At 52.3% G+C, this 25,074-nt stretch carries 17 protein-coding genes and 1 pseudogene; 11 read left to right on the plus strand and 7 right to left on the minus strand.

Annotated elements, in window-relative coordinates; genetic code table 11:
* The first annotated feature begins 4 nt into the window (after nucleotides 1-4).
* From AB6V08_RS03925 to AB6V08_RS03935, 3 genes are all read left to right on the plus strand, one after another.
* Complete coding sequence (locus AB6V08_RS03925) at nucleotides 5-2,437, plus strand: formate C-acetyltransferase/glycerol dehydratase family glycyl radical enzyme (RefSeq protein ID WP_368541472.1); 2,433 nt, start codon at nucleotides 5-7, stop codon at nucleotides 2,435-2,437.
* Nucleotides 2,438-2,592: 155 nt separating this feature from the next.
* Nucleotides 2,593-3,408 (plus strand): Cof-type HAD-IIB family hydrolase, encoded by an 816-nt coding sequence (locus AB6V08_RS03930; RefSeq protein WP_368541473.1) that lies wholly within the window; start codon nucleotides 2,593-2,595, stop codon nucleotides 3,406-3,408.
* 150 nt (nucleotides 3,409-3,558) lie between these two features.
* Entirely contained in the window at nucleotides 3,559-4,815 is a 1,257-nt protein-coding gene (locus AB6V08_RS03935) for a DUF1479 domain-containing protein (RefSeq protein WP_368541474.1), read from the plus strand.
* Here AB6V08_RS03935 and AB6V08_RS03940 read toward each other — a convergent pair.
* Nucleotides 4,812-5,885, minus strand: coding sequence for a LacI family DNA-binding transcriptional regulator (locus AB6V08_RS03940; protein ID WP_368541476.1), 1,074 nt, complete (start codon nucleotides 5,883-5,885; stop codon nucleotides 4,812-4,814). The two genes, AB6V08_RS03935 and AB6V08_RS03940, sit on opposite strands and share 4 nt — an antisense overlap.
* Before the next feature lie 289 nt (nucleotides 5,886-6,174).
* On the opposite strand from AB6V08_RS03940, the gene AB6V08_RS03945 reads away from it, so the two are divergent.
* Together AB6V08_RS03945 and AB6V08_RS03950 are read left to right on the plus strand one after the other, a co-directional pair.
* Nucleotides 6,175-7,476 carry an MFS transporter gene (locus AB6V08_RS03945; protein ID WP_368541477.1) on the plus strand — a complete coding sequence of 434 codons (1,302 nt, stop codon included), beginning with the start codon at nucleotides 6,175-6,177 and terminating at the stop codon, nucleotides 7,474-7,476.
* A 17-nt stretch (nucleotides 7,477-7,493) separates the two neighbouring features.
* Entirely contained in the window at nucleotides 7,494-9,857 is a 2,364-nt protein-coding gene (locus tag AB6V08_RS03950) for a glycoside hydrolase family 31 protein (protein ID WP_368541478.1), read from the plus strand.
* A 187-nt stretch (nucleotides 9,858-10,044) separates the two neighbouring features.
* Here the strand turns inward: AB6V08_RS03950 and AB6V08_RS03955 are convergent, their stop codons facing one another.
* Nucleotides 10,045-11,640: an ABC-F family ATPase gene (locus tag AB6V08_RS03955; protein WP_047346997.1), complete on the minus strand. Its 1,596-nt coding sequence runs from the start codon at nucleotides 11,638-11,640 to the stop codon at nucleotides 10,045-10,047.
* A gap of 222 nt (nucleotides 11,641-11,862) precedes the next feature.
* Between AB6V08_RS03955 and ldtB the strand changes: the two genes are divergently transcribed.
* Nucleotides 11,863-12,783 (plus strand): L,D-transpeptidase, encoded by a 921-nt coding sequence (ldtB, locus tag AB6V08_RS03960; RefSeq protein ID WP_368541480.1) that lies wholly within the window; start codon nucleotides 11,863-11,865, stop codon nucleotides 12,781-12,783.
* A 239-nt stretch (nucleotides 12,784-13,022) separates the two neighbouring features.
* A complete protein-coding gene (locus AB6V08_RS03965; RefSeq protein WP_368541481.1) occupies nucleotides 13,023-13,832 on the plus strand; it encodes a glycosyltransferase in 810 nt (269 codons plus the stop codon).
* A 12-nt stretch (nucleotides 13,833-13,844) separates the two neighbouring features.
* Here AB6V08_RS03965 and AB6V08_RS03970 read toward each other — a convergent pair whose 3' ends face one another.
* From AB6V08_RS03970 to AB6V08_RS03980, 3 genes are read right to left on the minus strand one after another with little or no spacing between them, the layout of a single operon-like run.
* A complete protein-coding gene (locus AB6V08_RS03970; RefSeq protein WP_368541482.1) occupies nucleotides 13,845-14,561 on the minus strand; it encodes a GntR family transcriptional regulator in 717 nt (238 codons plus the stop codon).
* 15 nt (nucleotides 14,562-14,576) lie between these two features.
* Nucleotides 14,577-15,899 (minus strand): PTS sugar transporter subunit IIC, encoded by a 1,323-nt coding sequence (locus AB6V08_RS03975; protein WP_368541484.1) that lies wholly within the window; start codon nucleotides 15,897-15,899, stop codon nucleotides 14,577-14,579.
* Nucleotides 15,900-15,950: 51 nt separating this feature from the next.
* Nucleotides 15,951-17,327 (minus strand): glycoside hydrolase family 1 protein, encoded by a 1,377-nt coding sequence (locus tag AB6V08_RS03980; RefSeq protein WP_368541485.1) that lies wholly within the window; start codon nucleotides 17,325-17,327, stop codon nucleotides 15,951-15,953.
* A gap of 339 nt (nucleotides 17,328-17,666) precedes the next feature.
* Here AB6V08_RS03980 and AB6V08_RS03985 point away from each other — a divergent pair, with 339 nt between their 5' ends.
* Genes AB6V08_RS03985 through AB6V08_RS04000 form a run of 4 tightly spaced genes read left to right on the plus strand, consistent with a single transcriptional unit; the run spans nucleotide 17,667 to nucleotide 23,128 of the window.
* Complete coding sequence (locus AB6V08_RS03985; protein ID WP_130053402.1) at nucleotides 17,667-18,515, plus strand: TnsA endonuclease N-terminal domain-containing protein; 849 nt, start codon at nucleotides 17,667-17,669, stop codon at nucleotides 18,513-18,515.
* Nucleotides 18,502-20,622, plus strand: coding sequence for a transposase (locus AB6V08_RS03990; protein WP_368541486.1), 2,121 nt, complete (start codon nucleotides 18,502-18,504; stop codon nucleotides 20,620-20,622). The genes AB6V08_RS03985 and AB6V08_RS03990 overlap by 14 nt, the downstream gene beginning before the upstream one ends.
* Nucleotides 20,623-20,624: 2 nt before the next feature.
* A complete protein-coding gene (locus tag AB6V08_RS03995) occupies nucleotides 20,625-22,088 on the plus strand; it encodes an ATP-binding protein (protein ID WP_130053403.1) in 1,464 nt (487 codons plus the stop codon).
* Nucleotides 22,089-22,117: 29 nt separating this feature from the next.
* Nucleotides 22,118-23,128, plus strand: coding sequence for a TniQ family protein (locus AB6V08_RS04000; protein WP_368541487.1), 1,011 nt, complete (start codon nucleotides 22,118-22,120; stop codon nucleotides 23,126-23,128).
* Nucleotides 23,129-23,310: 182 nt separating this feature from the next.
* Here AB6V08_RS04000 and AB6V08_RS04005 read toward each other — a convergent pair whose 3' ends face one another.
* The gene (locus AB6V08_RS04005) at nucleotides 23,311-24,234 is read right to left on the minus strand and encodes a hypothetical protein (RefSeq protein ID WP_324662399.1); all 924 of its coding nucleotides are present in this window, start codon (nucleotides 24,232-24,234) and stop codon (nucleotides 23,311-23,313) included.
* 228 nt (nucleotides 24,235-24,462) lie between these two features.
* Nucleotides 24,463-25,071: pseudogene (locus AB6V08_RS04010) on the minus strand (integrase core domain-containing protein); the annotation flags it as partial.
* Between the last annotated feature and the right edge of the window lie 3 nt (nucleotides 25,072-25,074).

Below are 25,074 nucleotides of genomic sequence, written 5' to 3' on the forward strand. Positions count from 1 at the left end.
TATTATGACGACCCTGAATCTCAACACGCTCAGCGACCGTATTAAGGCGCACAAAAACGCACTGGTGCATATCGTTAAGCCGCCGGTGTGTACCGAGCGCGCGCAGCACTACACCGAAATGTACCAGCAGCATCTGGACAAGCCGATCCCGGTGCGCCGCGCCCTGGCGCTGGCTCACCACCTGGCGCAGCGCACTATCTGGATCAAACACGACGAGCTGATCGTCGGTAACCAGGCCAGCGAAGTGCGCGCGGCGCCGATCTTCCCGGAATACACCGTGTCGTGGATTGAAAAAGAGATCGACGATCTGGCCGACCGTCCGGGCGCAGGCTTTTCCGTCAGCGAAGAGAACAAGCGCGTGCTGCATGACGTGTGCCCGTGGTGGCGCGGTCAGACGGTTCAGGATCGCTGCTACGGGATGTTCACCGACGAGCAAAAAGGCCTGCTGGAAACCGGCATTATCAAAGCCGAAGGCAACATGACCTCCGGCGACGCGCACCTGGCGGTGAATTTCCCGCTGCTGCTGGAAAAAGGGCTGGACGGACTGCGCGCCAAAGTTGCTGAACGCCGCTCCCGCATCAACCTGACCGTGCTGGACGATTTGCACGGCGACCAGTTCCTGAAAGCGATTGATATCGTGCTCGACGCGGTCAGCCTGCACATCGTTCGCTTTGCAGAGCTGGCGCGCGAAATGGCGGCAACAGAAACCCGCGCAAGCCGCCGCGACGAGCTGCTGGCCATTGCCGATAACTGCGACGTGATTGCCCACGAGCCGCCAAAAACCTTCTGGCAGGCGCTGCAGCTGTGCTACTTCATCCAGCTGATCCTGCAAATCGAGTCCAACGGCCACTCCGTATCGTTCGCCCGTATGGACCAGTATCTCTACCCTTACTACCGCCGCGACGTGGAGCTGAGCCAGACGCTTGACCGCGAACACGCCATTGAGCTGCTGCACAGCTGCTGGCTGAAGCTGCTGGAAGTGAATAAAATCCGCTCCGGCTCGCACTCTAAAGCCTCTGCGGGCAGCCCGCTGTATCAGAACGTGACCATCGGAGGTCAGAAGCTGGTTAACGGCGAAGCGATGGACGCGGTGAACCCGCTCTCCTACGCCATTCTGGAATCCTGCGGTCGTCTGCGCTCCACGCAGCCAAACCTGAGCGTGCGCTACCACGCGGGCATGAGCAACGACTTCCTCGACGCCTGCGTTCAGGTGATTCGCTGCGGGTTCGGGATGCCGGCCTTCAACAACGATGAGATCGTTATCCCTGAGTTCATCAAGCTGGGCGTGGAAAAAGAGGATGCCTACGACTATGCGGCTATCGGCTGCATCGAAACCGCCGTCGGCGGCAAGTGGGGCTACCGCTGCACCGGCATGAGCTTCATCAACTTTGCGCGCGTGATGCTGGCGGCGCTGGAAGGCGGTCGCGATGCCACCAGCGGCAAAATCTTCCTGCCGCAGGACAAAGCGCTCTCTGCGGGCAACTTCGATAACTTCGATGAGGTGATGGCGGCGTGGGATACCCAGATCCGCTACTACACCCGCAAATCCATCGAGATTGAGTACGTGGTCGACACCATGCTGGAAGAGAACGTACACGATATTCTCTGCTCTGCGCTGGTGGATGACTGCATCGAGCGTGCGAAGAGCATCAAGCAGGGCGGCGCGAAGTACGACTGGGTGTCTGGCCTGCAGGTCGGTATCGCCAACCTCGGCAACAGCCTGGCGGCGGTGAAGAAGCTGGTCTTCGAGCAGGGCGCGATTGGTCAGCAGCAGCTGGCGGCGGCGCTGGCCGATGATTACGAAGGGCTGACCCACGAGCAGCTGCGCCAGCGTCTGATCAACGGCGCGCCGAAGTACGGCAACGACGACGACAGCGTGGATCTGCTGTTGGCCCGCGCGTATGAAACCTACATCGAAGAGCTGAAGCAGTATCACAACCCGCGCTACGGCCGCGGCCCGATTGGCGGTAACTACTACGCGGGTACGTCGTCCATTTCCGCGAACGTGCCGTTTGGTGCAGCAACCATGGCGACACCGGACGGACGTAAAGCGCATACCCCGCTGGCAGAAGGCGCGAGCCCGTCTTCCGGTACTGACCATCTGGGGCCAACGGCGGTTATTGGTTCCGTTGGCAAGCTGCCAACCGAGGCCATTCTCGGCGGCGTGCTGCTTAACCAGAAGCTGAACCCGGCAACGTTGGAAAACGACAGCGATCGCCAGAAGCTGATGGTGCTGCTGCGCACCTTCTTCGAGGTGCATAAAGGCTGGCATATCCAGTACAACATCGTGTCGCGCGAAACGCTGCTGGAAGCGAAGAAACACCCTGACCAGTATCGCGATCTGGTGGTGCGCGTGGCGGGGTACTCGGCGTTCTTCACCGCCCTGTCGCCGGACGCGCAGGACGATATTATCGCGCGTACTGAGCATACGCTGTAGTTCGATCCCCTCTCCCACCCGGAGAGGGAGAAAACATTAACAACGGCAACCCGGGTTGCCGTTTTGCTTTTACTTTCGAATGAAATAAATTTGTGCTCCCCGTCACCTTGTTATTAGAATGTTGCTCGCCGCAGTAATATTCAGGAGCGCAATTTATGACCGTTAAAGTTATCGTCACCGATATGGACGGAACTTTTCTTGATGATGCCAAGCAGTACGATCGCGACCGCTTTAAGGCACAGTTCGAGCAACTCAAATCCCGTAATATTGAATTCGTTGTCGCCAGCGGCAACCAGTATTACCAGCTCATCTCTTTCTTCCCGGAGCTGAAAGAACAGATCTCCTTTGTGGCAGAAAACGGCGCTCTGGTGTTCGATCACGGCGAACAGATTTTCCACGGCGAGCTGACCCGCCACGAATCGCAAATCGTGATTGGTGAGCTGCTGAAGGACAAAGGGCTGAACTTCGTGGCCTGCGGGCTGGAAAGCGCCTACGTTAGCAAAAATGCGCCGGACGAGTTCGTGGCGCTGATGGCAAAACATTACCACCGCCTGAAACGCATCGACGATTACCGCGACATCGACGACGTGCTGTTCAAGTTCTCCCTGAACCTGCCGGACAGCGACATTCCTGACCTGATCGACAAGCTGCACGTGTCGCTGGACGGCATTATGAAGCCCGTCACCAGCGGGTTCGGCTTTGTCGATTTGATTATTCCTGGCCTGCACAAGGCGAACGGCATCAGCCGTCTGCTGAAGCGCTGGAAAATCTCCCCGCAGGAGTGCGCGGCCATTGGCGACAGCGGCAACGACGCCGAGATGCTCAAGCTGGTGAAGTACGCGTTCGCGATGGGCAACGCGGCAGAGAGCATTAAAGAGATTAGCCGCTACAGCACCGACGACAACAACCACCAGGGCGCGCTGAACGTCATTCAGGCCGTGCTGGACAACCACTCCCCGTTCGACGCCTGATTTCCCTCCCCGCCGGGGCACCGTCCCGGCACCTCACTCTTTTTCCATCCTGTGCTATGCGTCAAGTTTTTAAACTTGCATTAACTTATTTTTAACTTAAAGTATCGTTTGTAGATACCTTTACTTTCGAATGAAAGATGCGAGGCTGTTATGACGTTTACCAGTGAGATTTTGCCTGCCGACCACAAAGCGGCCATTCGTCAGATGAAGCGCGAGCTGCGCGCGCAAATCGGTGACGTTCAGGCGGTGTTCGACAAGCTGAGCGACAGGATCGCCACCCGCGTGGCGGAGATTAACGATCTGAAAAGCAGGGGCGACGCCGTATGGCCGTCGATCCCGTTCGAGGACGTGAAAAACGGTACGATTACCGACGCCCAGCGCGAGGCGGTGAAGCGCCGCGGCTGCGCCGTTATTAAGGGGCACTTCCCGCGCGAGCAGGCGCTGGCGTGGGATCGGTCGATGCTCGACTACCTCGATCTCAACCACTTTGATGACGTCTACAAGGGGCCGGGGGATAACTTCTTCGGCACCTTAACGGCCTCTCGCCCGGAGATTTACCCAATTTACTGGTCGCAGGCGCAGATGCAGGCGCGCCAGAGCGAAGAGATGGCGCAGGTACAGTCGTTCCTGAACCGTTTATGGACATTCGAGAGCAACGGCAAGCAGTGGTTTAATCCGGACGTGAGCGTGATTTACCCTGACCGCATTCGCCGCCGCCCGCCGGGAACCACCTCCAAAGGCCTGGGGGCGCATACCGACTCCGGCGCGCTGGAGCGCTGGCTGCTCCCGGCCTATCAGCAGGTGTTTGCCCGCGTGTTCGACGGCAACGTCGAGAAGTACGATCCGTGGAACGCCGCGCACCGTACCGAGGTGGAAGAGTACACCGTGGAGAACACCACCAAGTGCTCCGTGTTCCGCACCTTCCAGGGCTGGACGGCGCTGTCGGACATGATCCCCGGACAGGGGCTGCTGCACGTGGTGCCGATCCCGGAAGCGATGGCCTATATTCTTCTTCGTCCGCTGCTGGACGACGTGCCGGAAGACGAGCTGTGCGGCGTGGCGCCGGGGCGCGTGCTGCCGATTTCTGAAAAATGGCACCCGCTGCTCGTCGAAGCGCTGACCAGCATTCCGGCGCTGGAGGCGGGGGATTCCGTGTGGTGGCATTGCGATGTGATCCACTCGGTCGCGCCGGTTGAAAACCAGCAGGGCTGGGGCAACGTGATGTACATTCCTGCCGCGCCGATGTGCGAGAAGAACCTCGCCTACGCGAAAAAGGTAAAAGCGGCGCTGGAAACCGGCGCGTCGCCCGGAGATTTCCCGCGCGAGGATTATGAAAAAACCTGGCAGGATCGCTTCACCGTGAATGACCTGAACATCCACGGCAAGCGCGCGCTGGGCATGGCCTAACTGTCGTAAAGCCCTTCCCGCTCCACGGCGGTGCGTCGTTTCCCCTGACGTATCCGCCGCACTGACTCCCGCACCGTCAGCGTGCCGTTTATCAGCAAGGTGCCCGTCGGCGCGTCCGGGCGCATCAGCCGCTGCTGGAGCATATGTACCGCTTCGGTTCCAAGCTCATCGCGCGGAACGTGCACCGCCGTCAGGGGCACGTCCTGAATTGCCGCCAGATTGAACCCGTCAATGCTCATCACCGACACGTCCTGCGGCACGCGCAGCCCGTGCTTTTGCAGGGCGCTGATGGTGCCTGCCGCCATAAAATCGCCGCCGACCAGAAACGCGGTGGGCAGATCTTTCCCCTGTCGATCGCTGAGCCAGGCGCTGACCTGCTCCTCGGTCTCTTTTGCGCTGAAGCTTGGCACCACCAGCAGGTCGCGCCTGTCGGTGAATTTCAGGTTGTGGGACTGCCACGCGTCGCGAATGCCCGCCAGGCGCAGCTCCATCGTGTAGCGGCGCAGGCACAGCACGTTCATCACCTCCCGGTGGCCCATTTCGAGCAGATATTCAGCCGCCCGCTCGCCGATGGTGCGGTGATCGGGCGCGACCGCGGGCAGGCGCATATGCCTGTCGCGGCAGTTGATGAGCACGCAGGGCTTGCCGATATCCACGGCCAAATCGTGAATGTGCGGATCGTCAATGCCGAGCAATATCGCGGCCTGGGTATCGGCTTCGTTCATGCGCGTCAGAAAGAGCTGCGCGTCGCTGTCGTTCTCTTCCAGCGCGCAGTAGCGCAGGCGAACCTCGTGCGACGCCAGCCCTTTGCTGACGCTCTGGATCACGCGGTAGTAAAAGATGTCGGACCGCTCGTCAAATGCGCGCTGCGGCGCGAAGACCATCAGGCTGTTGAGCAGCAATCGTCCGGCGGCCATGCCGTCGATGACGCCCAGCGCCCGCGCGCATTCCAGCACTTTGGTGCGCGCTTTTTCACTGGTGTTGGCCTTCCCTGCCAGCACCCGAGAAACCGTGCTGATAGATAGCTGCGTTCGACCGGCAATTTCTGCGATTTTTAGCCTTTTATCCATTTTGTGATCTGGCTCCATTTGCTAAATGAAAAAATTTTCATAGCGTAAACATCAGGTCATCACTGTATTTGCCGCCATGATGGCAAACAATTGATGTGAGTTATGAGAAAGCTTGCACAAAATCCACTATTGCCCGTCCATTTTCTCCCTTAAGGTGAATTTGTCACACACCTTCCATACTAGTTGTATAGCAACTTTTAGCGGTAAAACTGATAACTATCAAAGTCCTATAAAAATGTGTGTGACACCCGAAACGCTTATCCCCTACCGTCCTCTTGTGGAGCGAGAAATGAGTCAGGACATTAACAACACCGTCACCGCCAGCAAAACCCGCCGGGTCATTAAGAACCTGCGCTGGTACGTTCTGGTACTGTTCTTACTGGGCGTCACCGTTAACTACATCACCCGTAACTCCCTCGGCATTCTGGCGCCAGAGCTGAAAGAGAGCCTGGGCATCACCACCGAGCAATATTCGTGGATAGTCGGTGCGTTCCAGATTGCCTACACCATTTTCCAGCCCCTGTGCGGCTGGCTGATCGATGTGATCGGTCTGAAGATTGGCTTTATGGTTTGCGCCGGACTCTGGGCGCTGATGTGTATCTTCCACGCGGGTGCCGGAAGCTGGCTGCATCTCGCGATTCTGCGCTTCTTTATGGGTGCGTCTGAGGCGGCCGCTACCCCGGCGAACGCCAAAACCATCGGCGAATGGTTCCCGAAATCAGAGCGCCCTGTCGCCGCCGGCTGGGCGGGCGTAGGGTTCTCCGTTGGCGCCATGCTTGCGCCGCCAATCATCTACTTTGCCCACGCCTCGTTTGGCTGGCAGGGTGCGTTTATGTTCACCGGCGTGCTGGCCCTGCTGTGGGTGCTCCTGTGGTGGGCGTTCTACCATAACCCGGAGCAGCACCCGAATCTGGGCAAAGACGAGCTGGCGTTCATCAAGCAGGATAACGAGCCGCCGGCGGTAAAACTGCCGTTCCTCACCGCCCTGAAAACCGTCTCGAAAAACAAACGCTTCTACGGCATCGCCATCCCGGCGTTTATGGCCGAGCCTGCCTGGGCGGTGCTGAGCTTCTGGGTGCCGCTGTACCTTGCCAAAGAACACGGCATGGATCTGAAGCAGATTGCGATGTTTGCCTGGCTGCCGTTCCTGGCCGCCGACCTCGGGAGCGTGGCAAGCGGCTACCTCACCCGCCTCTACACCCGCTGGTTCGGCTGCTCCCGCGTGAACTCGGTGGTCGCCAGCTCCGTCACCGGCGCGTTCCTGATGATTTCGCTGGCCATCGTCGCCATCACCCGCGACCCGTACATCACCATCGTGCTGATCTCCATCGGCGGCTTCGGGCACCAGATTATCTCCTGCATGCTGAGCGCCCTGGTCGTGGAGTCCTTTGACAAGGGCCAGATGGCGACCGTCAACGGAATGCGCGGCTCGGCGGCGTGGATCGCCAGCTTCCTGTTCTCTCTTTTGATTGGCGTGACCGCCGACAAAATCGGCTTTAACCCGCTCTTTATTGCCATGGGCTTCTTTGACCTGATTGGCGCTGTCTTCCTGGTAGCATTTATTGCTGAACGTCGCGCCAAGCGCGCCTGATAGTGGATGTATTGCATATGAAAACCCTGAAAAACTGGACCCTCGATAAGCAGTCGGCGAACCATGTGGAACTGGTGGTCGATAATCAGCACCGCCTGTGCCTGTACGTGCTGGAAGAGAACCTGTTCCGCGTGCTGATTAAGCGCAAAGGCGAACTGGCCCTCGACCGCACCTGGAGCATTGCCCCTGATAAAGACGTGCCGTGGGAAGGCCGCCGCCGCGACGACGTGAGCGGCTTTACCTGCCCGGCCTGGACGCTGGTCGAGCGCGACGGAGTGGCGATCGTAGCCACCGAACAGCTGCGGGTGACCGTTCACCAGCCCCTGTGGCTGGAGTGGCACTACCGCGACGAGGCGGGCGAGTGGCAGCCGCTGGTTAACGACCGTCCGACCAGCGCCTATCTGCTGAACGCCCACGGCGACGGCGTGGCGCACTACCTGAGCCGTCGCAAGGACGAACGCTTCTACGGCCTGGGCGAAAAAGCGGGGAATTTACAGCGCAACGGCAAGCGCTATGAGATGCGCAATCTCGACGCGATGGGCTACAACGCGGCCAGCACCGACCCGCTGTACAAGCATATTCCGTTCACCATCACCCGCCGGGACGACGTGAGCTACGGTCTGTTTTACGACAACCTGAGCAGCTGCTGGCTGGATTTGGGCAACGAAATCGATAACTACCACACCGCCTACCGCCGCTGGCAGGCGGAAGCGGGCGACGTTGATTACTACATCTTTACCGGCAAACGGGTGCTGGACGTCACCAAAGCCTTTGTGCGCCTGACCGGGAAGACGCTGTTTGGCCCGAAATGGAGCCTGGGCTACAGCGGCTCGACCATGCATTACACCGATGCGCCGGACGCGCAAAACCAGCTGATGAACTTTATCCGCCTGTGCGAAGAGCACGCTATTCCGTGCGATTCGTTCCAGCTCTCGTCCGGCTATACCTCCATCAACGGGAAGCGCTACGTCTTTAACTGGAACTACGACAAGGTGCCGCAGCCGAAGGTCATGACCCAGGCGTTCCACGATGCGGGGCTGAAGCTTGCGGCAAACATCAAGCCGTGCCTGCTGCAGGATCACCCGCGCTACAGCGAGGTGGCGGAAAATGGCCTGTTCATCCGTGATTCAGAAACCGATGCGCCGGAACGTTCAAGCTTCTGGGACGACGAAGGTTCCCACCTCGACTTTACTAACCCGCAGACGGTGAAGTGGTGGCAGAACGGCGTGACCACGCAGATCCTGGAGATGGGGATCGATTCGACCTGGAACGATAACAACGAGTTTGAAGTCTGGGACGGCGAAGCGCGCTGTCACGGGTTTGGCAAGGAGATTGCCATCAAGCACATTCGCCCGGTGATGCCGCTGCTGATGATGCGCGCCTCGCTGGAAGCGCAGCAGCAGTTCGCCCCGGAGAAGCGTCCGTATCTGATCTCCCGCTCCGGCTGCGCCGGCATGCAGCGCTACGTCCAGACCTGGAGCGGCGATAACCGTACCAACTGGGATACCCTGCGCTTTAATACCCGCATGGGGCTGGGGATGAGCTTGTCCGGGCTGTTTAACGTGGGCCACGACGTCGGCGGTTTCTCCGGGGATAAGCCCGACGCCGAGCTGTTCGTGCGCTGGGTACAAAACGGCGTGATGCACCCGCGCTTTACCATTCACTCGTGGAATGACGATAGCACCGTGAACGAGCCGTGGATGTATCCGGGCGTGACCCCCGCCATTCGCGGTGCGATCGAGCTGCGCTACCGTCTGCTGCCGTACCTTTACACCCTGCTCTGGCAGGCGCACGCCGACGATGAGCCGATGCTGCGTCCGACCTTCCTCGACCACGAGCACGACGCGCAGACCTTCGAAGAGTGCGACGATTTCCTGCTCGGTCGCGACGTGCTGGTAGCAAGCGTCGTCGAGGCGGGACAGCGCGAGCGTCGCGTCTGGCTGCCGGATAACGAAACCGGCTGGTACGATTTTTACACCCACGAGTGGTTCTCTGGCGGGCAGTGTATCGTGCGCGACGCGCCGCTGGAAAAACTGCCGCTGCTGGTGCGTGCCGGAGCGGGCCTGCCGCTCAGCGAGCGTATTACCCACGTTAGCGCCGAACAGGACACAACCCGCGAGCTGAAGCTGTTCCCGGTGAAAGGCGTGGGCACGTCGTCCGGGCTGCTGTTTGAAGATGACGGCGAGAGCTGGGGCTACCAGACAGGCAATGCCCTGTGGGTAGAGTGGGAAATGGTATGCGACGGCACAACCGTCAACCTGAAGGTGAACGCGCGCGGGGATTATCGTCCGGCGTGGAAAGCGCTGAAGGTGTCGCTGCCGGTTGGGGAAAAACGCACGCTGCGGGTGAACGGAGTTGAAGCGGATGAGTGGGTGGTGTAGCGCGGCCTGATGCCCTCACCCTGGCCCTCTCCCACAGGGAGAGGGAATAAAAGCACGACGCCTTTCCCTAAGTATTTCGCGCTGCAGGAAGGCGGCAAACCTGTTTATCCCCGGGAGCTTACACAGGTAAGCGACCGGGGTGAACAGGTGAAGCCAATGCACCCGCAGCGTGAAAAACGACGGGAAATTAGCCGTCGATGCCTTTGCTGCGCAGGTAGTCTTCGTAGTTCCCGGTGAAGTCCACCACGCGCTCAGGCGTAATCTCAATCACGCGGGTCGCCAGCGAGCTGACAAACTCGCGGTCGTGAGAGACGAAGATCAGCGTGCCCTGATACATCTCCAGCGCCATGTTCAGCGATTCGATGGATTCCATATCCAGGTGGTTAGTCGGTTCGTCCATCACCAGGATGTTCGGTTTTTCCATCATCAGCTTGCCGAACAGCATGCGGCCCTTCTCGCCACCGGAGAGCACTTTCGCAGGCTTCTTGATGTCGTCCTGGCTGAACAGCAGACGCCCCAGAATGCTGCGCACCGCCTGCTCGTCGTCGCCCTCTTGCTTCCACTGGCTCATCCAGTCGAACACCGTCAGGTCGTTTTCGAACTCATATTCGTGATCCTGCGCGTAGTAGCCAATCTGCGCGTTTTCGGACCACTTCACGGTGCCGTTGTCCGGCTGCAGCTCGCCCACCAGGGTTTTCAGCATGGTAGATTTACCCACGCCGTTGGCGCCCAGAATGGCAATCTTTTCGCCCACTTCCAGCAGCAGGTTGAAGTTTTTAAACAGCGGGCCGTTTTCAAAGCCTTTTGCCAGGGCTTCCACTTCCAGCGCGTTACGGAACAGCTTCTTGTCCTGCTCGAAGCGGATGAACGGGTTCTGACGGCTGGAGGCTTTCACCTCGTCGAGTTTGATCTTGTCGATCTGGCGCGCACGGGACGTCGCCTGACGAGATTTAGAGGCGTTGGCGCTAAAGCGGCTTACAAAGGATTGCAGGTCGGCAATCTGTGCCTTTTTCTTGGCGTTATCCGCCAGCAGACGCTCGCGCGCCTGGGTCGCCGCGGTCATGTATTCGTCGTAGTTGCCCGGATAAACGCGCAGCTCGCCGTAGTCCAGATCCGCCATGTGCGTACAGACCATGTTCAGGAAGTGACGGTCGTGCGAGATGATGATCATGGTGCTGTCGCGATCGTTCAGGGTCTGCTCCAGCCAGCGAATGGTGTCGATGTCCAGGTTGTTCGTTGGTTCGTCGAGCAGCAGGATGTCAGGGTTTGAGAACAGCGCCTGTGCCAGCAGCACGCGCAGTTTCCAGCCCGGCGCGACTTCGCTCATCGGGCCGTAGTGCTGTTCAACCGGAATGCCCACGCCAAGCAGCAGCTCACCGGCGCGCGCTTCAGCGGAGTAACCGTCCATCTCGCCGTACTGCGTTTCCAGATCGGCCACTTTATAGCCGTCTTCTTCGCTCATTTCGGCCAGCGCGTAGATGCGATCGCGCTCCTGCTTCACTTCCCACAGCTCCGCGTGTCCCATGATCACCGTGTCGAGTACGGTGAATTCTTCGAAGGCGAACTGATCCTGACGCAGCTTACCGATACGCTCGTTAGGGTCGAGCGATACGTTGCCCAGCGTCGGTTCTAAGTCACCGCCGAGGATCTTCATAAAGGTGGATTTACCGCTACCGTTGGCACCAATCAGGCCGTAACGGTTGCCGCCGCCAAATTTGACGGAAATGTTTTCGAACAGCGGCTTACTGCCAAACTGCATAGTGACGTTGCTGGTAACTAACACGGGGAGATTCCTGCGAAAAGTGTGATAAACGCGGCATTATGCCACAATTCCGAAATGAGATCCCGTGTTGCGGCTTTCCACTAAACTTTAACAAAATTGAAAAAAATGTGATTTCGTACACATCTGAATTCCCTGTTAGATGGAATGCACATATAATGCGCTCCCATCACAGATTCAGACTTATCAACTAATCGCCAGAGTGGCTCAGATACCTCGCATAACATGAACATGAAATTAACAACGCTTTTTGCGGCGGCGTTTGCCGTAGTAGGTTTTTGCAAAACCGCTTCTGCGGTGACTTATCCTCTGCCGACCGATGGTAGCCGTCTGGTTGGTCAAAATCAGGTTGTCACTATCGAAGAAGGGAATACTCAGCCGTTAGAGTACTTCGCCGCTCAGTATCAGCTGGGCCTTTCCAACATGCTGGAAGCGAACCCGGGCGTTGACCCGTATCTGCCAAAAGCGGGTACCGTGCTGAACATTCCTCAGCAGCTGATCCTGCCAGATACCGTTCACGAAGGTATCGTCATTAACAGCGCCGAGATGCGTCTGTATTACTACCCGAAAGGTACCAACACCGTTATCGTGCTGCCGATTGGTATCGGCCAGTTGGGTAAAGACACCCCGCTGAACTGGACCACCAAAGTTGAGCGTAAGAAAGCAGGCCCGACCTGGACGCCAACCGCGAAAATGCACGCTGAATACATCGCTGCGGGCGAGCCGCTGCCAGCCGTTGTTCCGGCGGGCCCGGATAACCCAATGGGTCTGTACGCCCTGTACATTGGCCGCCTGTATGCTATTCACGGCACCAACGCCAACTTCGGTATCGGCCTGCGCGTGAGCCACGGCTGCGTGCGCCTGCGTAACGACGACATCAAGTTCCTGTTTGAGAATGTTCCAGTTGGCACCCGCGTGCAGTTCATCAACGAGCCGGTAAAAGCCACCTCCGAGCCGGACGGCAGCCGCTACATCGAAGTGCATAACCCGCTGTCCACCAGCGAAGACCAGATCAACAACAACGAAATCGTTCCAATCACCCTGACCAGCTCAGTACAGGCTGTGACTTCTCAGGCTGACGTAGACACCACCGTTGTTGACCAGGCTGTGCAAAACCGCTCCGGGATGCCAGTGCGTTTGAACTAAACGCCCCCGCTGCTGAATATTCGGAAAATCCCGCTCAGGCGGGGTTTTTTATTTGCGGTGCCCCACAAATTCTGGTTGTTCAAAAGACAATAGTTGCTATATCTCTCAATCCCGCCATTTTCTGTTAAACCTTCGGGGTTACTTCTTTCAAGCTAAGTGCTATGATGCGCCAACCTGTAAAATCAGTTTTTTCTGCATTTTGTAGGGTTGTAAATTCTTCCTGGAGCCCGCTTAGTTACATGATCAGTATTAACTTAACAACAACCAAATCGCGCCTTTATCTCTGTTCGCAAACAGTGTGGTCACTGGCGAACCAGAGCACTAAAGTCGATCAAATTGTTGTCTGGGTATCCAAAACCCCCTATCTCAGTGACGAAGGCATCACTGAAGAACCAGAGTGGGTGGAAAAAATTCGTCAGACGGGTACTAACCTTGTTTTCAAATGGGTAAAGAATACAGGACCTTACCGCAAGTTATTTCCGGCGTTACAGGTTGCTAACGAAGACGATATTCTGATCTATGCCGATGACGACGCTATTTATAACGAAATCTGGGCTGAAACTCTCCTCACGGAATTTTATCGCCACAACCAAAAGTGCGTCGTTGCTGCCCGCGTCCGTAAAACGGTAAAGAAGAAGAAAGATATCCTCGATACCTACCGTAATTTCCCGTTAATTACCGTGCCAAAAGTGATCGAGCAGGACTATATCATCACCGGTCTTGGTGGTGTGGTGCTGAAGAAAAGTATGATCCCGGAATATTTCCACTACAATGAGGACTTCCTTAAGGTATGTCCACGCGCGGACGATATCTGGATCAGCAAACTTATTCAGCTGACTAAAACACCTGTATATGTTTCGGCCGAAAGCATCCGTCATGTTCATGAAATAATCCATGACTATGGCTTGTCACGGGCTAATACCAGCAAAATTAAACGCTCCTTTTTTCAAAAGATTCGTTTTACGTTTAAACCGGGTCAAATCCACTATTTATGCCAGAACGATCTTTATATAAAAGATACCGATAGTTACTTTGAGTCTTGCGCCTGAACGCGTAACACCTTACCCATTATTCACGATCACGATCCCGCCGTGGTCGTAGCGATAGTGGCAGTGGGCATACTCCAGCGGCGTGCCGTCTTCCAGATAGATAACCTGCTCCACTTCCAGAACCGGATCGGTTTGCTCGCAGACCAGATGCTGCATATCCAGCGCGTTCGGCTTGAGCGCGCGCACCACGCGGTATGACCCCATAATCTTTAACCCCAGATTTTCCTGCACATAGCGGAACACCGAGCTTTCGAGGTGGGTTTTATTCAGGCCGGGCACCAGGTTGAGCGGCATAACGGTGGAATCCAGCGACATAGGCTCGCCGTTCAGCAGCCGCAGACGAATAAAGTCGTACACCGGCGCATCGGCGCCGATCATCAGCGAGGCCTGCTCTTTCTCATTGGGAAAACGCAGCTCGAAATGAACCACCTGGCTCGTTACGGTTCCCAGATGTTCCCACGTTTTGGTCGCGCCAAAATAGTCGCTCCCCGAAAGATCCCACTGCGAGAGCTGCAGGAAGTTCTTGCGAATAAACGTCCCCTGCCCCTGACGGGTATAGACCAGCCCTTCGACAATCAGCTGGCGCATGGCCTGCTGAATGGTCATCCGGCTGGTGCTGAACTCCGCCGCCAGCGCGAACTGATCCGGCAGCGGTTCATTGGCGGCATACTGCTGGCTGATAATGCGCTTCTTGATTTCCCGCGCTATGGTGATGTACTTCGCCGCCATCGTCCCTTCCTTTCGTTAGTTTTCTATCCCGCTGTTTTTCAACGCCACTCGCTCGGCAATCTTGAGGAAAGGCAGGTAGAAGAATACACCAAATATGATGATTGCCAACTGCACAACCACGGCCCGCCAGTCCCCGGCGGTAGCCAGCCAGGCGCTGAGAACCGGCGGCGTTGTCCAGGGGATCATCACCACGCAGCGCGACATGAGCCCGAGCGTGGTGCAGAGCCAGGCAAAGTAGATGCCGATAGCGGGCAGCAGCACAAAGGGGATCATCAGCGGCAGGTTGAAGACGATCGGCAGGCCAAAAATCACCGGCTCGTTAATATTAAACAGGCCCGGCGCCAGCGACAGCCGCGCCACCTGCTTCGCCGACTTCTGGCGGGAGAAGATAAAGATTGCGATCAGCAGCGAGATGGTGCTCCCCGTGCCGCCCACCATGCCAAAGGTCGGGACAAAGATATTGTTGATGATGTGCGGGATCGGCTGACCGTTAGCAAAGGCCAGCATGTTCTCGTTAGTGTTGATAAGCAGGAAAGGCTCCAGCACCACGCTGTTCACCACCGACTGATGAATGCCGAGCGTGAAGAGGAAATTGCCAAAGCTGTAGATAAAGATCGTCCCCGGCAGGCTGGTGTTAATCAGCCGTAAGGGCTGCTGAATAAAGGTAGTGATCAAATGGATCAGATCCGTGTGCAGCACGTTTGCCAGCACCGCCGCGAGTATCGCGAAAATCGAGAGCGTGAAGATGGTCGGGATCAGCGCGGTAAAGGATTTGCTCACCGCCGGGGGCACGTTTTCCCCCAGCGAGATGTTCAGCGCCTTGAGGCGCGAAATGGCCATAAACAGCTCCGTGGAAACCAGGCCAATCAGCACGCCGGCGAAAATCCCGGTCGAGCCGATGTTGGCGAACGACAGCACCTGCATCACGCTCACCGTGGTTTCGCTCCCGACGGGCGTCACCTGCAGGCGCATCGGCATCATGATGATAAAGCTGCTAACGGCGATAACCACTGCCGAGACCGGATTGTCGAAATCTTTGTTGCGCGCCAGCGACCAGGCAATCATCGGGGCCAGCAGCAGCGCCGCGATATTCAGCGTGCCGTTGACGATCGCCTCGCCCCACACCTTGAACCCGGCCAGCGTGTCGCCGTGAAAAATCCACGGAAACACCACGTTGTTCACCAGCACCGCCAGACCGGCGAGGATGAAGATCGGCATCACCGTGGCGAAGGCATCGCGCAGCGAGCGGAGGTGCACCTGGTTTGCCAGGCGCGCCGAGAACTCAACAAATCTGTCGACAAAGGACTGCATGTTCGGTGTAATTTTTGTTTCAGACATAGCGGATATTTCCCATCAATCAGTCACAAAAACGGCCCGGCAGCGTACGGCTTACATCTCGCGTCCGTTGGTATGGATTACCTTTTTCAGCCACGCATAGCTCTTCTTCGGCACCCTTTTTAAGTCGCGCAGGTCGTGGTTTTCGCGGTTCACGTACACCACGCCGTAGCGCTTGCGCATATCCCCCTGCGAGCTAAGAATGTCGATAAGCCCCCAGCCGAGGTAGCCCATCACCTGCGCGCCGTCCTCAAACATCGCCGCTTTCATGGCGTCGATGTGCGCCCGGTGATAGTCGATACGGTAGGTATCCTCTATCGGGTTCACCCCGTCCCAGGATTCGATCACCCCAATGCCGTTTTCAATCGGGAACACCGGCAGGCGCCAGTCGTTGTAGTAGCGCGTGATGATGGTGCGAAAGCCCAGCGGATCGATTTGCCAGTTCCACTCGGTGGCCTTCAGGAACGGGTTATTTTTCTCGCCGTGCAGCAGATAGTAGTTAACCGGGGTTCCCTCAGGAACGGCATCGCTGTCGAGGGTTTTACTGGCGTAATAGCTGAACGCCATGTAGTCATTTTTGGTGCGCGCCAGCAGGGCAAGATCTTCCGCGCGGTAGATATCGCCGAAGCCTTCCTGCTCAACGACCGCCATCACCGCCGGGCTGTAGCCTTGTCCGGCAAAGACGCGCAGCAGGTTTTGGTTTAGGAATTCGTCGTACTGCTGGGCGCAGAAGATGTCGCGCGGCTTGCAGGTGGCGGGATAGATCAGCTGGTGCGCCAGCATCCCGCCCATCAGCTTGCCCGGCCGGGTCTGGTGCAGGTATTCCGTCAGCGCCATGTGCGCCACCATCGTATGGTGCTGGAGCTCATACAGCTCGCGCAGGGTTTGCTCCCCTTTCATGTACCCGGAAATGCGGAACGCTTCCGGCATGTGGAAGATGTTCTGCTCGTTGAAGGTCAGCCAGTACTTCACGCGATCGCCAAAGCAGTCGATCATCTTTTTGCCGTAGCGGATAAAGGCGTCCATTACCCGGCGGTCGTTGAAGCCGTTGTACTCCTGCGCTAGCGCCAGCGGCATATCGAAATGATAAAGGCAGATCATCGGCTCAATGCCGCGGGCAAGCAGGTCATTGATAAAGCGGTCGTAAAAGGCGATGCCCTCGTCGTTAAACGCACCGTCGCCCTGGGGACACACCCGGCTCCAGGCGATCTGGAAGCGGTAGCAGTTCATGCCCAAATCCTGCATTAAATCAAAATCTTCCCGGTAGCGATGGTACGAGTCGGTCGCCACCTTCCAGTCGGAGGCATGTTCGCTGGCTTCGCGAATATCGTAGACGGACATCCCTTTTCCGCCCTCATTCCATGCGCCTTCCGTCTGCATACTGGACACCGAGTTACCCCATAAAAAGTTGGCCGGCAGTTGTTGCTTCATGGTCCCTCCCTATATGACTAGTCATTTAAATTTCATGACTAGTCATATAGGTGAAGATGAAAAATCAATCAAAGAGAAGGATCGTTTTTTGTGAGGTGGCTGGAATAAAAAAGTGGAGTGTGTCGCGTCATATTAAAGTTATGTAACTAATCACAGAGTTATGTCACTAATCACGTTTCTCATAACAAAGTTATGTCACTATCCTGAATAACGATCTGATTTAATGACGCTTTTACAGGCATTTGAGGCTATCTTCATTTTTTTGTAACCTGTGCAAACAGGACTACACTTATAGAAGGTGAAGTACAAATCTTATTCGCCTGTTCTCATGAGGTTGTTATGAGCAGAGGAAGACGGTTTACATCGCTTGAGAGCTATGAAAAAGCACTTAAAGACGGGGTGGGTATCGGCTCTGGGGAAAACTATCAGCCATGGATTAGGCCACAAGACTTTAAACAATCTACAGGAATACGCTCAGCCATACGTGGTTTAAAAACATTCAGACAGCACAATACATTGTCCAGTATTGAAAGTGAATTTTACTACCTTGCCGAATTCAATGATGCTGTAATAGATATTCGCGAGCAATTTCCTCTTCTGCCGATCACTCTCACTCAAAATATTTCTCGCATTCTTAATGTTCCTCATCCGACATTACGCCGTAACGTCAAAAGCACAGACATCGCGGCAACGCCTGCTGTTATGACAACTGACTTCGTTCTGACATTCAGGAATCCGAATGGAAGCATCAAATACCGCGCTTACTCTATCAAACCAGATGAAATAATTTCCAAACGTGATGCAGAAAAGCAGGAGATTGAACGACTTTTCTGGGAGGGAATTAACATTCAGTTCCAGGTTTACACAGGTAGTAAAATTAATAAGATTAAGAGCGAAAATATTAATTGGTTTACTGCACCTTTTCGTATGAATGGGTTGCCAGATTTAAACATTGACTCTTCGATACTGAGAAGACTACCACCCGGCCAGTATATGATTTCTGATATTGTCAAAAAAATGTCTTTGTTCCTGCGAATCCCTCCTGAAAGATCACTTTTTATACTGAAATTTATGTTGGCAACTAAAAGCATTGAAGTAGATTTGACTTCGGACATCGTCAATTGTGGGTACATTTCAGTTTTACGTAACAGTGCATACGAGGTGGGCCTGACTAATGAAAATAATTGAGAATTCTGTATGGTCGGTCTCTGGTGTTGAAGGACTTTCCGATGTTCTTTACCGGGTTCTTGCACTGTACAGTGAAACTGGAAGCATGGTGCTATATGAAATTAGCGACAACAAAATCACACGTCCAAAGTTCTTCTACATTGAGCCTTTTAAGCTTGGCATTCAGGCAAAAAAAATTGTGCAACTCAACTATCAAATCCCCGTGTGGATGATGGCTACAGAAGATGAAATACCCGAAAAAAACAGACTTAGGCGAGATAAGAACTTCGCCTTAATCACCCCTCTAATATCAGACCGTGAATTTCTCTTTTTATACGCTCTCAATGAACGAAGTCCGATATTAAGAAATTATGCCACGAACAACAACATCAGCTACACCACGATAAGACAGTTGCTATCAAATTATTGGAAGTATGGGCGAGGTAAACAGTCACTGACACCTGCTTACGCAAAAAGCGGAGGAGTCGGTGGAAAAAAATCACTCAAATCTGTTTCAGTTGGTCGAAAAAAGAAGGGGCGCGTCATTGTTGACGGTCGGTCAGACATCTACGTCATGTCCGATCTTGATACTGCTAACATAAAAAAAATCCTCCAAAAATATTATCTCAAACCTCGAGGTAAAAGCCAGACGGAATGCTGGCGCATCTACCTTGAAGAATATTTTCCTGAACTGGTCTCACAAACGGATAAAGCAGTTATTCCCTATCCGTCTCTGGCACAGTTCAGATATTGTATTACCAAACTATTCTCGCTTGCCCAAATTGCACGGAGACGAACTACAGAAAGAGATTTCTTACTCAATAAACGCGCGTTAGCTGGTTCCTCAGCAAACACTGATACACTCCCTGGCTCAGTATTTGAAATTGATGCCACAGTTGCTGATGTACATTTGATATCTGAGTTGACCGGAAATGTGGTTGGCCGGCCAACAGTATATTTGGTTGTCGACCGTGCTACCAGAATGATAACGGGTATGCATGTTTCTTATCTTTATGCTTCGTGGCGAGCGGCTGCTCAGGCACTTGCTAACTGCTTTTCACCAAAAGAGGCATATTGTCAATTATTTGGTATCAATGATATCAGTGATAGCCGCTGGCCGTGCAGCCATGTCCCAACAAAGTTACTTTGTGATAACGCTGAATTGATTGGGCTGAAAGCTCAGTCAGCAGTGGTACCCTTCACAGAGTTAATGTTTGCCCCTTCCTACAGAGCAGATCTGAAAAGCATTGTTGAAAGCCGATTTCGTATACTAAACCATAAAGCAGTCCATAAACTACTGGGAACGACAAGAGGTGGATTTGTTGTTAGAGGGGAAGCGCGGCCACAGCTTAGCTCATGCTACACCCTTAAGGCCTTCACACAAATCATGATCCGTGCTGTAGATGAGTATAACCATGCTCTGAATAAAGAACTTCTCTATATAAATCCTCTTCTTCTTAAAAATAATCTAATTGCAACTCCTGTAAACAGCTGGAATATCAGTGTCGCAAATTTCCGTTTCAGCGGTTACCAGATATCTGAACAAGAAATCATATCCAAACTTCTGTACCCGGATAGTGCTAGCGTTACCGGAAAGGGCATTCAGTATGGAAATCGTTTCTATGAATGCTCAGATGATGAGATGGTGGCAGCAAGAAACTTTGGTCATACACGAATAGACGTGCGGATTAACGATAATTCAATGGACATGATTTATATAAGAAAAAGTAAGGACACCCCTTTTTCTCAAAGTGAACTCCTGTCCAGAAGAAAGATATTTCGAGGTATGCCCCACATGGAGGCGGAGGTGGTAGCAGACATCATTGATATACATAGAAGCAGCAATATAATCACAGCTGATTCTGTGGAGTTGCGCAAATTGATTCAAAAAAATGAACTGGACGGCGAAAATTTACTCAAGGCATTGAGAACTAAAGGACATGGCCGCTATCAAAACATCAGGGAAAACCGTAAAAATGAAGTTCTTTTTGCTCAACAAGGGGGTCCCATAAACACTAAAGATTATTACAATCTGCCTCCAGCTAATAACATTTTGATTTTACCCGGACCTGAAGCAAGGAAGGAGTGGCTTGCTAAACAAAATAATTATTATAAAAAGGATAAATAGGAATGACTGTACAAGCGATATATCGTAAGGCAGACTTACCGGAGTACAGAGGCAATCCTCTTATTGAAGCGCTGCCCCCCCAGATGTCGAGGGAAGAGGTTATGCTGTCTCTCAGCAATTTTCCCGAGATTGATGATAATGAGCGTGAACTCAGCAACTCTATCCGTGAACAGTACATTGACCGAATAGATGCCTTCCGCTGCCCTCAAGAATCTTTCTATGATTGTTATAAAGCGATAGTCCGGCTCTTGCGAACTGGTTATGTGAACCGCAACCCGCTTGACATTCATACAGTGCGTTTTCTTCATTACAGCATCGACGGAAGTCTGGGTAAGACCTTGGGTGACGGTTTTCATCGTCCCCAGGCAGGAACATTTTCTGTTACAGGTATGAGCGGAGTTGGCAAATCAACGATGCTCGAACAGGTACTAGGACATTTTCCTCAGGTCATTGACCATACTGAATATCATGGGCACGACCTTGCTCCACTTCGTCAGGTTGTCTGGCTCAAAGTAAATTGCCCCCCAAATTCGAAAGCACGTGATTTGACTGAAATCTTACTTGCTGTCATTGATGATGCCCTTGGATTCGAGCGAACGCCCCCGCCATCACGCAGTGGAACATTACTCCGGCTCATCGCTCAGAAAATTAAGACTTCATTCATTGGCGTGCTGGTCATTGATGAAATGCAAAGGTTGACCCGCACAAACGGTGATGAGCAGCTTATAAATTTTCTTCACGAAATTGTCGATACATTAGGGGTGCCGCTGATTTTTTGCGGAAATACTGAATTTGAAGAGAAAATGCGGCAACGTTTACGTTTTGCAAGACGAGCTGAAACCGCAGGTTTCATGCGTCTCAATCCGCTCGCATATCAGACTTCAGACTGGCAATCTTTCATTCAGTACCTTTGGCGATATCAATGGACTAATGTATACACCCCGCTTACTGATGAGCTCAACATTCAAATGCATAAGCTATCGAAAGGAAATCTGGCAATAGCTCAACGATTATTTGTGAATGCACAATTAAAAATTATTGGCACTGGTAATGAATTAATCACACCCGCTTTGCTAAGGCTTTCCGAATCTGTATTAACCAGTCGGTCAGACGAATTTATTGTTACGGATACGCTTATTTGTGCTGAAGAACAGCAAGGATTATCGGCTTTTGAGGAGATAATTAGAATAAGTGAAAAACCAGATGTCAGCCCGACACAATTTAAGATATCCAAGCCCAGACTCGTAAAATCGGTCCACAAATCATTTACTGTTACAGGTGATTTACAGCGACCTCAACACGAGGAATTTGCGAAGATGTTGAATAACTATACTGCGCAAACTGAGGCTATCCTCGCTGAACGATGCGAGGCAGTGCTATTTCGAGCTCTATCGCAAAACGATTGTCGATACAGTGCGCTGGAACATTACGATCTGCTTTGCAAAGATCCTTCAATCGAAACCTGATGCCCTGGGCAAATACAGCGTGGTGGTCTATGTTATTAAAACCATTTCCTAATGAAACTCTGCATGGCAGACTATGCAGAAGCCTTTCTGTAAGTGGGTATTCAGTACAAAAATTTACAAGAAGCCTTGGGCTGGAATCCAGATCATCATTCCATCCTTTCCTGACACAGCATTTGACAGACATTGCTGATGTTAACCACGAAAACCCCAGGCTCCTCTGGTTAGAACAAACTTTATTTCCTTTATGGGTATGGGCAATGCCCCGTTATGCAAAAGAACTGCGCCAGTTGAATGGTCCACCGGCACGCCTGCAATGGTTATATCAACTTACTGGTAATCACAGCTCTCAAAGGATGCAACTTCACTTCTGCCCTGCATGCGCCAGAGAAGATGCGATGCATTATGGCGTGCCATACTGGCATTGCGAACATCAGATCCCGGGTGTCAGTGTCTGTTACCGCCACCGCTGTCAATTATTGTCCAGGCCAGTACCATCTAGCCCTCACATTGCTGTTGAATATTACCCTGATCAATTTTATGAATCGGAACAGTGTGACAATATTGACGTTGATTTTGCACGCTATGCCTGTGTTTTATTTTCTAACTTAGTGCATCAAATAGAAAACCCAATTATTGATGCAGATAGTCACTTACCAAAGAGAATACAACTTAGTAAAGCTGAAAATTCAAGAAGGATAAAACTCGACACTGCACTCAATAACCTCGTCAAGTGTATATGGGATAGTGATACTGAACCTGCAGTGGTCGAAAAATTACGATTACTTCATTATATTTATGACCGCAGTGATAATATCCCCCCTTCACGTAAATTATTTCTTAAATTCTGTTTGCAACGATACTTCGCCATTTCAGACAAAGTGAACTTAGCAATAAAAGATGAATCTCAATATTATGAGGAGCGTCATTTATATGATAATAGAATATCAACAGCTGAAATAAAATCACTAATGCAAAAAACATGGCTCCACTCTTCCCTTGATCAGAACAAACCCAAAAGGAAACCTTCAACTGGTGAATAAGAAATATCATCTTACTTAATAGGAGACTATAAAGTGTAAATTGAACTAAAGCCATAATTATTTACTGTATAAATAATGATACATTTAATACTTCAAAAGGTTAAAACTTCAATATTCCTTCTCGCCTGGACCAACCAAATAATAACAATCAAATAAAAACCTAGTGGTTGATTTCTTCATTTTCACTTTGATGATTTCTGCCACATTTCACAACCATAACACAATTTTTTATTCATAGAAAATTTGCATTTGATATTTCTAGCTTTCATTATTTTGAATTTAAAACTGTCCTTATAGATAACACCATATTTCTCTGTGGTAATAACAGTGTTTTCCGATATGAAATCATTAAATGCCTGCAGATTATCTTCATTTCGTTTTTTAAATATTTGTTTTACATAAGTTTCTGGATGTTTACTGAGTTCCCTTAAGAGATCTATACTATAAGGATCCCCAATTTTTTTTGGTAGCACAGTTAGCAGATAATTTTTATTGCAGTAAATCCATTTTTGCAGCAAAAGTAATGCGCAAGGCTTAATATAGATAGATGAGAACGGCCTGATTATTTTTCCCATTCCTCTGGTAAGTAATGCTTCATTCATTGAGTATGTATATATTTTTTTTGGATGAGGCAGGTTTCCCGACAGGATTTCGAACATACTGTCAACTGAATTTTTGTATGATAAAGGGGGAAGGACTGAAAGTGACTTTTTATGAACATCGCAATACTTAGTTTTACCCCATTGACGTTTTAAATAACCGACACCATGATGATGGTAACTTTCTTCGATACACATATCACAGTACGTGAATGACTCACAACTATTTTGGTAAACATGACAAAACCCTAAATTAAGAAATTCCTTAACCATTTTCAAATCATTGTATGGATGTGAAAATGAAGTTTGCTCATGTTCGTAGTCATTAAGTATTGAGTATAATAGCCCTTCATTAAATCTCTGATATAAGGGCAACAGTTCTTTCTTGGCTTTTAAGTGACTCCTTATCCTGCCTCCAAAAGTAAATAAGTTGGAAAAATCTATGCCGCTATAGAGCAATTGGGTTCTAAACAAAAAACTTAACAGACTTTCATCTTTAAAATACATATCCCCTCCATATCGTATATAGGCATTATAAATGTCATTCTTTTCAAAACATACAGGTTGGATCACTTTTTTGATAACAGAAATTACTATCCATCGTAATTATATCTTAACTATTTATATTTATACTATAAAGCTTAGAAACATTCCGATTTTGGCTAAAGAAGCATAAGTGTAAAACACACGCTCTTTGCACCTAGTTTGACCTGCCCACAGGATTAGATACAGCGCTCAGTTAGTAACGTCGAAATCTTCATTCTCAGAATGACCCTTTCTCCAGCCCGCCGCCAATTCAGACGGCGTCTGATAATTCAGCGCGGAGTGCGGGCGGCACTCGTTATAATCCTGACGCCATTCACTGATGATTTTCATAGCGTAAACGAAATCGCTGAACCAGTGCTCATTCAGACATTCAAGGCGAAATCGTCCGTTAAAGCTCTCAATAAATCCGTTCTGCGTTGGCTTTCCCGGCTGGATTATGCGCAATTCAACACCATGCTCAAAGGCTTATTGCTCCAGTGCGCGGCAGGTGAACTCCGGCCCTTGGTCAATTCTTATAGTCGCCGGATAGCCTCGAAACAGTGCAATGCTGTCCAGAAGACGCGTGACCTGCACGCCTGAAATCCCGAATGCGATAGTAATTGTCAGGCACTTCTTCGTGAAGTCGTCCACACAGGTCAGGCACTTGATCCTGCGACCGGTGGCGAGCGCGTCCATGACAAAATCCATCGACCAGGTCAGGTCGGACGCCGCCGGGCGGAGCAGCGGCAGATGTTCTGTTGCCAGCACTTTACGACGTCGTCTGCGTTTTACGCCCCGCCCTCTCAGATGGTAAAGACGTTA

It is taken from the genome of Enterobacter soli (assembly GCF_964208575.1).
Classification (GTDB): Bacteria; Pseudomonadota; Gammaproteobacteria; order Enterobacterales; family Enterobacteriaceae; genus Enterobacter; species Enterobacter soli_A.